This is a genomic window from Nostoc cf. commune SO-36, assembly GCF_023734775.1.
Lineage (GTDB): Bacteria > Cyanobacteriota > Cyanobacteriia > Cyanobacteriales > Nostocaceae > Nostoc > Nostoc commune_A.
Genome location: NZ_AP025732.1, coordinates 4,394,221 through 4,406,708 on the forward strand (window position 1 = coordinate 4,394,221; position 12,488 = coordinate 4,406,708).

Below are 12,488 nucleotides of genomic sequence, written 5' to 3' on the forward strand. Positions count from 1 at the left end.
TGAAGGTTCACCGACAATCACTTAAGAATCTGTCACCGTCTTTTAACTAGCTTGCTGTCCAAACCGTCTCTGTAAATCAGCCTCCGCTTCCTCAATTGTCATGGGCATCTGTTTTGGAGATTGGGCGCGTCTCCTATCAATGTAAATATGGAATGCATCATCGTCGTTGCGATGCTCCAAAATATAAGTTCTTAGCTGCTCTAAAAGCATTTGTTGAAAGTTAGGTTTTGTCATAACCAAAGAATTTCTCCAGTTGGTATTACCTCAGCTTCAATTGAATTATTCGCCAAGATATAAACATTTCTGGTGCGCTCATCTAATCTCACAAGGTCTATTCGTTTATAAACTCTGGTAAGTTGAGCGCACACCCGAATTGCAGATATTGCTTGTTTGGGTGTAGGCTCCATAAACACTATCCTATTCCCAAACGCCCAGCCAAACCGGGAGTTAGGGGTAGAAGTGTGGTAATCATCAAGAATAGAGCCAAAAGACCCAAAGCGGCTCTAGCATCATCGGGTTCAGTGACTTCATTCAAGCTGGGGCGTTCTTGATCCCGTTGCAAGAAGAAAATCACGATCGCCCAGTACATGGCAAGAGTATTACCGAGAGACACTAACGCTAGTAAAATTAAAGTTGCTACTGTTGCTCGTCCTGCGGTTTTGCGTCCATAAATCGCCTGAACAATGCGCCCACCATCGAGTTGTCCGGCTGGCATTAAGTTCAAAGCGTTAATTACTAACCCCAGCCAACCAATTATCACTAAGGGATGAACACTTACCAGGGATGACTGCAACGCCGAACCGAGGACAACTCGCGCCAAGCTTCCCACCAAAATCGACCCTTGAAAAAACTGATTTGGCAATTGAAATAAACTACCTGGGACAGAAAGCACCAAGCCCGTCACCAGCATTAACAGAGAAATAATACCACCTGCGGCTGGCCCTGCCAAGGCGATATCAAATAATACCTTCCGGTTAGGCATAGAGATTCAAAGCGGGTAATTGCACCAAAAGAACCAATTTGCACAGCCGGCAGAAAGAAAGGCCAGCTAAGGCGAATTTGGTGACGCCGAGCAAGTAACCAATGACCGATTTCGTGAGCAACTAAAATCGCAAATATCCCAGCGCCTATAGGCAAAGCTTCTTGAAACCGCCCTGGATTGCCAAAGAAATCAAAATTCAGTAGTAATCCCGCAGCTTCTAAACTTGTGGCAATGGTGGCTATCAACAGAATACCTGCAAAAGCTTTTTGCGATCGCAACATCGGCTTGGGATCGTTGCGGCTGGGTAGGACGATTACTACTGGTTTGCCGTCTGTATTTTCCACTAAAAACAGGCGATATTGATCGCCAAGTGCGTTGCCGTAAACTTGCAGTTAGACGGTTGTGAGTCTCTTCTGGTTCTCCCCGCAAATTACCTTTGAAAATGGCTCCATCTTGGTAAGCGATCGTTTCTGTGGCAAAAAATGTATCGATACCGAAAATTCCTTTAACTGCATTCAAGTCTTCTTCCGGTATCGGTGGGATCTCCGGTTTCAATTCTGCTGCTGTTGGTTGTGGGGAATTTGCTTCAAGTGAGGAAGCAGCAGCGAGTCTTTCTGTGGCGCGTTGCTTGAGGATGGCATCTTGCCCAGCTGCGCGTAACTGTCTGCCCAAGTAGACGTACAATCCGGCGGATGTCACCACTAAGAACAATATACCAGCTATATTGATGTAAATCCCTGCGGCAAACAATCCAAAAAACAGGAGCCAGGGAGCCATCAACACCACCGACTGTAACCAGGCCAAGATTCCCAGTTTACCAAAAGGTCTGGCGCGATAAAAGCCCCAGCCCAAAATGCCTAAAGCTAACAGTAGGATTGCCGCTAGGATAGAAGTTTCTGATAAAGTAAACATCTCCAAACCTTTGCTATTGAGACTAAGCCAGAACAAGTCCGGTATTGCAGATACACTTATTAATGTATAACGCCGCCTGTAATCTGCCCAAATTATCCCGCTTTGTGTAGAGCTACTAGACATCTCCAGAAATTAATTATGTGTTACCTGAAACCCTTGTAAAAACGTTGCAATGCAACGTCTTTACATTCATTTTCGGAGATGTCTACGGTGTACACACAAGTCTTTTAAAGTTACTGCCTAACAGAGGGTAGGTTAATTTTTGCAGGTCGATGCAACAAAGGTGTAGGTCGATGCAACAAAGGTGTAGGTTGATGCAACAAAGGTGCAGGTTGATGCAACAAAGGTGCAAGTCGATGCAACAAACGTGCAAGTTGATGCAACAAAGGTGCAGGTCGATGCAACAAAGGTACAAGTCGATGCAACAAACGTGCAGGTCAAGAAACTTGTGTGTACACCGTAGGGTAGCTTTACTACGGGAGGGGCTGCTCTTGAGAAGTCACGCAGGAATTACAACTAATTTACCGGACATGATAAGCTGTTCCACTGATGGTGGTAAAATCCCCGACTTCTTAAAGAAGTCGGGGATCTGGCAGCGCCTCAAAATTAATGCGATAGACCACTAGATGTGATTTAGCTTATGAGTAGGTCAAGAGTTCAAACTGTATTTGAACGAAGTCGTCTTCTAAGTCCAATAAAGAATTTCAGCATTTGGAAAGCGCCTACTAATCTCACTCTCAAAAAAGCTACGCAACGCCTTCATTGTATCCTTCTCGTAAACGTACTTCGTCCCACCAAACTTATTACGCTTGACGCTGCGTTTTGCCTCATCCATCTCTAATTTCGATTGCGGATACCAAGTTTGTAACACTTCTTTTGAACCAGGTGTGAACCGATGGGAGATTAGCTCAAAGGTAAGGTTACAATCAAAATCCAGTGCTTCGTTTATCTGCTCAAACAAACGACTATAGTGCATCTGCCAATCGTCTATCGGCATAATTGGCGCGATAACCAATCCTATTGGATAATTGCCACCGCCGCGCTCTTGTGGTAACGCCAACCGTCGCAACGCATTAAGTCTGGATGCTACGGATGCCGTGCCACCTTCAAACTTACCAGAAATTGGTGCAGCATTAACGCTCATCCGACAGTGAGTATTCCCATTGTGTGGTAAATTGAGTAATCCATCCACAGCATCAAACTTCGATACCCAACGTAGATGTGCATTGGGACGAGTGCCAAAGTAACGGATACATTCAGCAAGACTTCCAGTTAAATGCTCAATACCTAATGGATCTGTGTAACAACTAACTTCAAAACTCGTGTTTTTACCCTGTTGCTCGTAGTTCCCTAAGTTCTCTAATATCTGCGGTAAGTTGGCAAAAGCGCGAATGACAGGTGGCCCCGACAAGCTACCAGCTAGGTAGCAGTATTGACAGTGAGCCGGGCAACCTTCGGCAAGGTGAAACTGCCAATCCGCAGAAGGTGGAATGGGACTCAGCTTAAAAGAACTGGGTGGTGCAGTAACCACCGCTAAAGTACGCTTGGCGATGTTGTAAGTATCACGCTCAGACTCACCACGCAGTCCCTTCAGGCGGTTCTGTGATAATTCTTCTATTGGTAAGTTGAGTGACTGCACACGTTTAAAAATCTGCTGCCCCCAATCCTCATCTAGGGCAGCAGGTGTAAACATTACCCGTTCAGGTATCCACAACCTTGATGATCTTGTTTGTGTATCTGATACTGAAACTTGGTCTGTAATGGTATTCAGCAATATTTTTCTCCGTTATTTAATTTGCTTCAAGGACTTGCTTAATTCGTCGCTCTAACAAATCAAGATCCAAACTGCCTTCATCACGGTTAATTCGGCGCACAGTTGAATTAACATTAGCTAAATTAACCAATAAATCTTGAAGAATTTCCTGCTGCTGACGGGCTTGAGTAACTTCGCGTGGTTCCTGTACCAAATCACGGATGATGGTATCTTCAGCGCGAGAGGCGATAATTGGATCGTTTTGCCCTTGAACGTGAACAAAGGTTCGTCGCCCAGGGCCTCGCTCCTCTTCTATTGGGATAACTGCTGTCACTTGGTCAGAACGCACATATTTGCCAAATCCCAAATGGACTAGCTCTGATGAGAGTATTTTCATATAATTGAAGCGTTATTTTTATGTCTTACTTATATTGTAAAATCTAGAAAAGTGACTTGAACCCATAGAGCATACGGGTTATACCCAATTCAAGGTAGTAGTTTCCTTTCCCAATTACTCTTTGATATCTCTATGTCAATCACACTATTTTTGCCAGCTTTTGGGCTTGTTCTGGGGTTTCACTAAGCTCAGTAAACTCAAGTTTTAGATTGCAGTTATAACCCAATACGGTTCAGTTAACGCCATCGTTCGTTACCAGCACATCTGGTAATTTGTCTAATAATAGCAATGAGCTTGTGGTCGAGAGATTCAATGCAAAAACGTTTAGTTGCAGTGATTGATGCCTTGGGCAGTAACTATGAAGCTTTTCCTGAATTGCGCTGTACCTGCGGTAATCGTTCAGTAGTTCCTGATGTGGTTATTATTTCTAGCAATCAAATACCACTGGATGAAAGCGGTGAAATTATTAGCAGCGGTATTGATTTTGCACCCGCTTGGGTCATCGAAATTCTTTCCCCTGCTCAAAGCCAAACCAAAGTAACTGGAAATATTCTACACTGTTTGAAAAATGGCAGTCAGTTAGGATGGTTGATTGATCCAAGTGAACGCTGTATTTTAGTTTATCAGCCTAATTCTTTACCAGATTTGTTAGCAGGACAAGATATATTAACAGTGTTAGAAGATTTGAATTTGACGCTCTCTGTGAATGAAGTCTTTGCTTGGTTACAGCGTCAAGTTTGACAGCAACTCCCAATAATCAAAAAATCTAAATACTCGCTCAAGAATGCTTTATTCAAACCAAGCCTCAGACTGAGAAATATTGCTTTGCAAAAGAAACCCTTGAGATTACCTTACGCTTGTTTGATGAATGCGATCGCGTCGATGCTAAAGGGATTGAGGATATACGAGAAAAAATTGATGCAGGGATTTATAGCTTCAGACCAAACACCACCTAGTAAACCAAATTATAGAGCGGTTTCGATCAGGACATTAAGCGTAACCCTTGAGACACTGTGAATTTCAGGTGGTATTGGGTTAAAAAAGAAACATGAAAATTATAAAATCCATCACCAATTGGTTAGAAACCCGCGCCAGTGCCCCTGCTTATGGCGGTTGGGTACTAGCAGTAACCGCTATTTGTTTTTTTGGTGCAGGTATCAATACGATGGCTGGTTGGCTGTATGCCATTAGCGGCATCAGTTTTGCACTTCTGGGTGTAGCAGCTATTTTACCGCCGCGATCGCTCACAGGTCTATCCATCACCCGCCGTCCCATGCAGCCAGTATCAGCCGGCGACGATCTAACGGTGGAGTTAGAAATCCGCAATCAGACACAACAGGCTGTAAGTTTATTGCAAGTTGAAGATATACTGCCCTTCGTCTTAGGGAAACCAGTAAAAAAGGCAATTGAGACAATTCCTAGTCAAGGTAGTTACCGTTGGGTATATTACCACCCTACTGTGCGCCGGGGCATTTATCGCTGGCATAGAGTCGAACTAGGTTCTGGTGCGCCTTTGGGATTATTCTGGTGTCGCCGTCAGCGTGATTGTGCTGCCACAGCGATCGTCTATCCCACAGTGTTACCCTTGGCTACCTGCCCCCTAGTAGACGAAATGGGGCAACAAGAGAGCAAAAGGGGCGATCCTCGTGGTAGACCCTTGCAGACAGCGACAACGGGGCTGGTGCGATCGCTCCGTCCTTATCGTGTAGGAGATCCCACCCGTCTGATTCACTGGCGGACTAGCGCTCGTTATGGAGAATTAAGGGTGCGGGAGTTAGAAATGGTGACAGGTGGACAAGAAATAGTTATTGCCCTTGACAGTGCTAGCAATTGGGAAGAAGAAAACTTTGAACAAGCAGTAATTGCCGCAGCCTCGCTGTATTTTTATGCACAGCAACAGCAATTACAGGTGCAACTATGGACAGCATCAACAAGTTTAATTAAAGGCGATGCCTATGTTTTAGAAACTTTAGCAGCAACCAGAGCATTAGAAGATGCCAGTTCAGTAGTTCCTAAAAGCCATCCTTTGATTTGGCTGACTCAAAACCCCCTGAGCCTTGCTACTCTTCCTCAAGGCAGTCGCTGGGTTTTGTGGTCAAATATTTCCTCATCAGGAGAACAAGAGGTAATCAATTGGGAACATCCTGGTATAGTTTTGCAGAGCGATGTCTCCGACGGGCTACGCCTACGCCCACTACAACTCCAGCTACAAAAAACATTACCTTCATAAATTGCAAACATTGGGCATAGGTTATTATTCCCCTTGTCCCCTTGTCCACCAATCCCCAGCCCCCACACAAGTTAAGCTTTTGCAATTTCCTAGATTTTCTCTGATCCCAACACACCGGACATATCAGCCTTTGAGCAAAGGAAAAATTATTTGAGCGGGTAAGGTTGGGGATATACACCCAGTAATCCTCTAGCGAGGCTGAGTTACAATGCAAAGAAATATTTAAATTATGAGCGACCGATCCACATGATCACATCAGAACATAACACAAAATCCAGCGATAAAAGTCTAGAGGCAATGCGGCATTTTTCCGAACAATACGCCAAGCGTACTGGAACCTACTTCTGTTCTGAACCTTCTGTTACCGCAGTTGTGATTGAAGGACTAGCTAAACATAAAGACGAACTAGGTGCGCCTTTATGTCCCTGTCGCCACTACGAAGATAAAGAAGCTGAGGTTCACGCTACATATTGGAACTGTCCTTGTGTGCCAATGAGAGAACGCAAAGAGTGCCATTGTATGTTGTTCCTCACCTCTGACAACGAGTTTGCGGGAGAACAACAAGAAATCTCTCTCGAAACAATCAAAGAAGTACGAGATAGCATGGGATGAGCGAAATCATCCCCCAAGAGTTTTGGCAAGGCGTAGAACAGTTTAATTCTGGTCAGTTCTACGCTTGTCATGACACTTTAGAGGCTTTGTGGATTGAAGCTAGCGAACCCGAAAAAACCTTTTATCAAGGCATTCTCCAAATTGCGGTGGCACTGTATCATTTAGAAAATCGCAATTGGCGAGGTGCAGTAATTTTATTGGGAGAAGGCAGCAATCGCCTACGCCGTTACCCATCTAGTTACAGTGGCGTTGATGTAGATGAGCTATTGAGTCAGAGTGCAGTTTTGTTGACGACATTACAACAAATAAGGCCAGAAAAAATTACATCTGGTGATCTGGGTAAAAATCAAGTCTTATCTTTGCCTAGAATTGTGCTGACTCCTGATTAACCTACGTAGAGACGCAAAATTTCGCATCTCTACGTAGGTTGATGCTTGAACTTCCCATTTCTAATATATTTAAGCTGTAGTGCATTTCATGCCAATTTCCTGAAACCTTGAGGTTAGGGGTAGCGTCACTATTTCAGCCAGTAGTTATCGGAAATCACTCCAGATAGTATATTTCATATCTGGATAAAGTACTTGAGATAATTAGAATACAAGCTGAAATCCTGAATCCCAAACTGCTATGATGCCCTGCTTTCAATTGCCTTTATCACAGATGCGTCGCTTTGGATTAGCTTTAATGCTCCCAGTTGCACTCTTGGGCACTTTTGCATTCCCTACTCAAGTGCAAACTGCTACTGCACAGACATCTGAGGCTAATCGTCCCCTCACTATCCGCGCTGATGTGCAAGAATATGACGCTAAAAATCAAGTAATCACCGCTCGCGGTAACGTGCAAATGTTGTATCCTGCTCGCCAACTTCAGGCAACATCTGCCCAAGCACAGTATTTTAGTAAAGAACGCCGAATTGATTTCAGTGGCAATGTCTATATTTTGCAACAGGGTGGTAACAGTATTCGGGCGGAGAAAGTAACCTATTTAATTGATGAAGGGCGATTTGTTGCTTTACCCCAATCCAACCGTCAGGTAGAGTCCATTTATATGATCCAAGAATCAGATAATAATGGACAAACTGCTACACCTGCCCCAAACACACCACCATTCAAACCTTCTAATTAGCATTTACCACCAAGAAAGGGTGCTTCCAGCGTGAAAATTGTTTTAGAGAATATTCACAAATCTTATGGCAAGCGAGTAATTGTCAATCGTGTTAACCTTTCTGTTGCTCAGGGCGAAGTCGTTGGTTTGCTAGGCCCTAATGGGGCTGGTAAAACGACGACTTTTTATATTGCCACAGGTTTAGAAAAACCCAATCAAGGAAAAGTCTGGCTGGGTAATATGGATGTGACAGGAATGCCAATGCACAAAAGGGCGCAACTGGGTATTGGCTATTTAGCACAAGAAGCAAGTGTTTTTCGTCAACTCTCGGTAGAGGACAATATTCTGTTAGTGCTAGAGCAAACTCATGTGCCACGATGGGAATGGCCAAGACGACTCAAAACTTTATTGCGGGAGTTTCGGTTGGAAAAATTAGCTAACAGTAAAGGAATTCAACTTTCTGGTGGTGAGCGACGGCGGACGGAATTAGCAAGGTCTTTAGCTGCTGGACAAGAAGGGCCAAAATTTTTGCTTTTGGATGAACCATTTGCGGGGGTTGATCCGATCGCAGTCTCAGAAATTCAACAAATCGTAGCACAACTGCGCGATCGCGGCATGGGAATATTAATTACAGATCATAATGTCCGCGAAACCCTCGCCATAACCGATCGCGCCTACATCATGCGCGAGGGGCAAATCCTTGCTTTTGGTGCTGCTGAGGAACTCTACACTAACCCCCTAGTGCGGCAATATTATTTAGGGGATAACTTTCAAGTCTAAATTAACAATGATTTAGTTAATATTTTTAAATGATATAGGAATCCGGTTTGATTACTGAAATTATTTGCGTAGGCTGGGAGTGGGGACTGGGGAGTAGGAAAAAAGACTTTTTCAGTGTACGGAGTTTTTTCAAAAATCAAATATGAGTCCTGTATTTGGTATTTTTTATTCTTCAGCATAAATCTATTAGTTAATTTTTAGCTATTAGAGAATTTAATTTTGATACGAAATGCAGTGGATATGCTTTGCCACGGTTGCCAATATTTAACTTTTCAAGTTGCTTATGATATCAAAGAAATTCACGTTTTTGTACAGCCTCTATTCGCTGCTGCCTTTTACGATCATGGATCGCTATCTTACCAGCGAATTGTTAGCGCCGTTTTTCTTTGGTGTTGGAGCTTTTTCATCAATTGGCGTTACCATTGATGCTGTGTTTGATCTCGTCAGAAAAATCGTAGAATCTGGGCTACCCATAGACATTGCTATTCAAGTTTTTTTGTTAAAGTTTCCCAACTTTATTGTTTTAGCCTTCCCCATGTCTACGCTGCTGGCTACTTTGATGACCTACAGTCGTCTTTCTAGCGAGAGCGAACTAATAGCCTTACGTGGTTGTGGCGTGAGTGTCTATCGGATGGTGCTAACTGCTGTGATGTTAAGTCTTGTGGTTACAGGAATGACATTTGTGTTTAACGAACAAATTGCACCAGCAGCAAATTATCAAGCGGCGAGGACTCTGGAGAAAGCACTCAAATCAGACAAGCCAACTTTTAAACAGCAAAATATTTTTTATCCTGAATATCAAGATGTTACCCAGCCGGATGGTTCTAAAAATCGGATATTGACACGCTTGTTTTACGCCGACCAATTTGATGGTAAGCGTATGATGGGTTTGACGATTATAGATCGCTCAACAAAAGGTCTGAATCAAATTTTGGTATCAGAATCTGCCCAGTGGAATGCTTCGCAAAATGTCTGGGATTTTTATAACGGTACTATCTATTTTGTCGCTGCCGATCGCTCTTATCGCAACATCGTTAGATTTGAACAGCAGCAACTGCAACTACCGCGCACGCCATTAAGTCTGGCAGAAAAAAGCCGAGACTATGGGGAGATGAATATTGCCGACGCATTAGATCAACTACAAGTAGAATATCTTGGTGGCGATCGCCAAAAAATTCGTAAACTTCAAGTAAGGATTCAACAAAAAATCTCCTTGCCCTTTGTATGCGTAGTTTTTGGCTTAGTAGGCGCAGCAATGGGAAGCATACCCCAGCGAACTGGAAGAGGTACCAGTTTTGGGATTAGCGTCATAGTTATATTTTCGTACTACTTAATTTTCTTTATTAGTGGTGCGATCGCACAAGCAGGTGTCATCTCTCCCTTTATGGGGGCTTGGTTGCCCAACTTTGTTTTTTTGGGAATAGGTCTATTTTTATTGATGCGAGTTGCCAACCGGTAAATTGAGGAAGATGGAGGGACAAGGAAGAATAATGATTGTTTGCTTGGGGACTTCCAGAAATTAAATTATTCAATTTTGGGAGCGAAGACGAGATCGTTAAATTCTTCCTCCCCTGCTCCCCCTGCTCCCCCTGCTTCCTCATCCCCACACCTGAATTAAGAATGACGATATCCCGGTGCAGCGCTTTTATGGAGGTATCGAAGCACTGACTTTTCACGGTATCTGGAAAACCTCTCTCTAAATCTCTCTCCTAAAAGGAGAGAGACTTTGAATTTCCCCCTTCCTGCATTGGGAGGAGGTTTTTCGTGGACTTTTCCACATAACGTGAAAAATCAGATCGAAGCATTGCAGGGCACAGTTTGCTAAATAGGAAGTAAAAAAGGTCAAGTCCTGATGTTATCCAATGTGACCAATGCTCAAAAACTAAGCATAAATTGCGATCGCATTCTGCCGATCACAAATAATAAATAGGAATTGACCGACAAGGGGATGCGATCGCTACTGAAGATACTTTATTTATTAATTGCCGCCAATTGCCTCATTTTCCAGAAATAGCTAGAAATAAAATTTGTAATAATATGAGCGACAATCGGCACTAACAAGTTGCCAGTAAGCAGAGCGCTATATGCGAATATCATCCCGACAATCGTTGCCCAAATCACATAAGGCCATTGTTGGGAACCGCTATAATGCAAAATGCCAAAGCAAAGACTGGATACAATAACAGCCAAATGATCCAAGCCTAAAGCTGGCAGCATCACACCTCTAAATAATAATTCTTCGCTCAACCCCGGCAGTAGCCCCAACCAAATTAAGTCTGGCAAAACTAAAGGCTTCAGCACCATTTCTAAATAATAATCTGCACTTTTACGATAGCCAGCCCACAGGCGATAAGTTAAGCTACTTAACGCGGTGATGACAAACCCCAGCCCTACACCCAACAGCAACTCTCTTTGGTTCAAGTTCCAAGAAAATAGAGAAAAGTTGCCAAAGTGTAACGAAAGTTTGGCGACAATCAACAAAATAATTGCAGTCGCTCCCATCGCCCCAAGTATTTGGATGCGCGTCAGGTATGGAATTTCTGGCTCTTTCTTTTGTTGTTCAATCACAGGCTTTTAAGGGGCATTGGGCAAAAAGACAATAACTAATGACTAATTGACTGCAAAGGTAATAATTTAGGACGCAGAGCGGAAGGGTTGATGCCTGCTTTATGTGCTACTAATACACCTATTGCTTCTAAATATGAGTTTACCTGTATAGCTTTGATCCCCAACGGTTGGGGAGGAACTCTTATCAGAGTTTTATTTTCTTCTACTGTAATTATTTGGCATCGTCTTTGGCTTAAACTTAGTAAAGCACTGCTACCACAAGCAGTTGCAGGTGCGATCGCAGCATCTACTTCATCTGCCCAAATATCTCTTTTTTCTGATGCAGTCGCTCCTTTATCTATTATAAATTGTGGGGCACGACTTAATCCTACAAGGACGCACGGCAAAAAAGTATAGCCTAATTCTTCGGCGGCAGAACGCGGAGATAAATCAGGTTGTGGAGGTTCGCTCAAAAGGGCGGGAGAATGGGCGCAAGGAATTTGAAAGGTTCGCACTAGCAAATGGCTAATTACGGCTTCTGCACCCGCCAGAGAATCTACGCCCTCACCCTGACGATATTTTTGTACTGCTTCCTCATCCATATCATCGGGGAAACGGGCAACAACTGCGATCGCTTCTGCCCCCGCTTTTTTAATTAATATCTCGGCTGCCCGTAATAAACTATCTGGGTTGCCAATTGTCCCCCAACTCGTTCCCGATGCTGTAGTACGCAATTCTACATTTAATGGGGCATCTGTAATTACATAATCTGTTAAAGTCAATCCTAGAGTTGCTCTGACTGCATCGGCGGCTTGTATATGTCGTAGCCGTAACTCGGCTCAATACCTTGGTCTAAAAGCAAACCCACTTTGTTGTTACGGACTGGACGCAAACCCCAGCATCCAGAGGCGAATTTGTCAAGCCCGTAACCTTCAACATAGAAAGCGTTAGGAAGGTTCCAGTATAAACTTGCGCCATTGAGGACATTGGGGTGAGTAATTAGGCGATCGCAAACCTGTGCTATGACTCTAGCAACAGGTAAAGCATCTCCTGCATAACCCCCAATGGCAGCCCCAACGCCTGTTGGTACGATTAAGATAGCGGTGTATGGACGATTCATTTTAAGTTATTTCCCACTCTCCAGGGCTATTTCGTTCTAAACACAAACTGC

13 protein-coding genes and 2 pseudogenes are annotated in these 12,488 nt (G+C 43.6%); 7 read left to right on the forward strand and 8 right to left on the reverse strand.

Annotation, left to right across the window (positions count from 1 at the left end; translation table 11 throughout):
* Positions 1 to 42: 42 nt before the first annotated feature.
* From ANSO36C_RS19720 to ANSO36C_RS19745, 6 genes and pseudogenes are all read right to left on the reverse strand, one after another.
* Entirely contained in the window at positions 43 to 234 is a 192-nt protein-coding gene (locus ANSO36C_RS19720; RefSeq protein ID WP_251955890.1) for a DUF6887 family protein, read from the reverse strand.
* On the reverse strand, positions 231 to 407 hold the full coding sequence (locus ANSO36C_RS19725; protein WP_251955891.1) for a DUF6888 family protein: 177 nt from the start codon (positions 405 to 407) through the stop codon (positions 231 to 233). Before ANSO36C_RS19725 ends, ANSO36C_RS19720 begins: the two co-directional genes overlap by 4 nt.
* Positions 408 to 412: 5 nt before the next feature.
* A pseudogene (locus ANSO36C_RS19730) lies at positions 413 to 1,894 on the reverse strand (site-2 protease family protein).
* Between the two features lie 233 nt (positions 1,895 to 2,127).
* Positions 2,128 to 2,319, reverse strand: coding sequence for a hypothetical protein (locus ANSO36C_RS19735; protein ID WP_251955892.1), 192 nt, complete (start codon positions 2,317 to 2,319; stop codon positions 2,128 to 2,130).
* Positions 2,320 to 2,579: 260 nt separating this feature from the next.
* Positions 2,580 to 3,602, reverse strand: coding sequence for a spore photoproduct lyase family protein (locus tag ANSO36C_RS19740; protein ID WP_251960382.1), 1,023 nt, complete (start codon positions 3,600 to 3,602; stop codon positions 2,580 to 2,582).
* A gap of 82 nt (positions 3,603 to 3,684) precedes the next feature.
* A complete protein-coding gene (locus ANSO36C_RS19745; protein ID WP_251955893.1) occupies positions 3,685 to 4,044 on the reverse strand; it encodes a hypothetical protein in 360 nt (119 codons plus the stop codon).
* A gap of 333 nt (positions 4,045 to 4,377) precedes the next feature.
* On the opposite strand from ANSO36C_RS19745, the gene ANSO36C_RS19755 reads away from it, so the two are divergent.
* The 7 genes from ANSO36C_RS19755 to ANSO36C_RS19785 all read left to right on the forward strand — a co-directional run bounded on the left by ANSO36C_RS19755 (position 4,378) and on the right by ANSO36C_RS19785 (position 10,229).
* A complete protein-coding gene (locus ANSO36C_RS19755) occupies positions 4,378 to 4,785 on the forward strand; it encodes a Uma2 family endonuclease (protein WP_251960383.1) in 408 nt (135 codons plus the stop codon).
* A 307-nt stretch (positions 4,786 to 5,092) separates the two neighbouring features.
* A complete protein-coding gene (locus ANSO36C_RS19760; protein WP_251955894.1) occupies positions 5,093 to 6,274 on the forward strand; it encodes a DUF58 domain-containing protein in 1,182 nt (393 codons plus the stop codon).
* Positions 6,275 to 6,520: 246 nt separating this feature from the next.
* Positions 6,521 to 6,886 carry a ferredoxin thioredoxin reductase catalytic beta subunit gene (locus ANSO36C_RS19765; RefSeq protein ID WP_251955895.1) on the forward strand — a complete coding sequence of 122 codons (366 nt, stop codon included), beginning with the start codon at positions 6,521 to 6,523 and terminating at the stop codon, positions 6,884 to 6,886.
* Complete coding sequence (locus ANSO36C_RS19770) at positions 6,883 to 7,275, forward strand: DUF309 domain-containing protein (RefSeq protein ID WP_251955896.1); 393 nt, start codon at positions 6,883 to 6,885, stop codon at positions 7,273 to 7,275. Before ANSO36C_RS19765 ends, ANSO36C_RS19770 begins: the two co-directional genes overlap by 4 nt.
* Positions 7,276 to 7,513: 238 nt before the next feature.
* Positions 7,514 to 8,011, forward strand: a complete 498-nt coding sequence (locus tag ANSO36C_RS19775; RefSeq protein WP_251955897.1) for an LptA/OstA family protein — start codon at positions 7,514 to 7,516, stop codon at positions 8,009 to 8,011.
* Between the two features lie 30 nt (positions 8,012 to 8,041).
* On the forward strand, positions 8,042 to 8,770 hold the full coding sequence (lptB, locus tag ANSO36C_RS19780; RefSeq protein WP_251955898.1) for an LPS export ABC transporter ATP-binding protein: 729 nt from the start codon (positions 8,042 to 8,044) through the stop codon (positions 8,768 to 8,770).
* A gap of 343 nt (positions 8,771 to 9,113) precedes the next feature.
* Positions 9,114 to 10,229, forward strand: coding sequence for an LptF/LptG family permease (locus ANSO36C_RS19785; protein WP_251960384.1), 1,116 nt, complete (start codon positions 9,114 to 9,116; stop codon positions 10,227 to 10,229).
* A 512-nt stretch (positions 10,230 to 10,741) separates the two neighbouring features.
* Here the strand turns inward: ANSO36C_RS19785 and ANSO36C_RS19790 are convergent.
* Both ANSO36C_RS19790 and ANSO36C_RS19795 read right to left on the reverse strand, forming a co-directional pair.
* Positions 10,742 to 11,338, reverse strand: coding sequence for a CPBP family intramembrane glutamic endopeptidase (locus tag ANSO36C_RS19790; protein WP_251955899.1), 597 nt, complete (start codon positions 11,336 to 11,338; stop codon positions 10,742 to 10,744).
* A 35-nt stretch (positions 11,339 to 11,373) separates the two neighbouring features.
* Positions 11,374 to 12,437, reverse strand: a pseudogene (locus ANSO36C_RS19795) (DUF3326 domain-containing protein).
* Between the last annotated feature and the right edge of the window lie 51 nt (positions 12,438 to 12,488).

Excerpts from the sequence above, each read along its gene's own strand:
- ANSO36C_RS19720 (WP_251955890.1), bottom strand. The coding sequence starts at position 234 with ATGACAAAACCTAACTTTCAACAAATGCTTTTAGAGCAGCTAAGAACT.
- ANSO36C_RS19725 (WP_251955891.1), bottom strand. The coding sequence starts at position 407 with ATGGAGCCTACACCCAAACAAGCAATATCTGCAATTCGGGTGTGCGCT.
- ANSO36C_RS19745 (WP_251955893.1), bottom strand. The coding sequence starts at position 4,044 with ATGAAAATACTCTCATCAGAGCTAGTCCATTTGGGATTTGGCAAATAT.
- ANSO36C_RS19760 (WP_251955894.1), top strand. The coding sequence starts at position 5,093 with ATGAAAATTATAAAATCCATCACCAATTGGTTAGAAACCCGCGCCAGT.
- ANSO36C_RS19765 (WP_251955895.1), top strand. The coding sequence starts at position 6,521 with ATGATCACATCAGAACATAACACAAAATCCAGCGATAAAAGTCTAGAG.
- ANSO36C_RS19770 (WP_251955896.1), top strand. The coding sequence starts at position 6,883 with ATGAGCGAAATCATCCCCCAAGAGTTTTGGCAAGGCGTAGAACAGTTT.
- ANSO36C_RS19775 (WP_251955897.1), top strand. The coding sequence starts at position 7,514 with ATGATGCCCTGCTTTCAATTGCCTTTATCACAGATGCGTCGCTTTGGA.
- ANSO36C_RS19785 (WP_251960384.1), top strand. The coding sequence starts at position 9,114 with ATGGATCGCTATCTTACCAGCGAATTGTTAGCGCCGTTTTTCTTTGGT.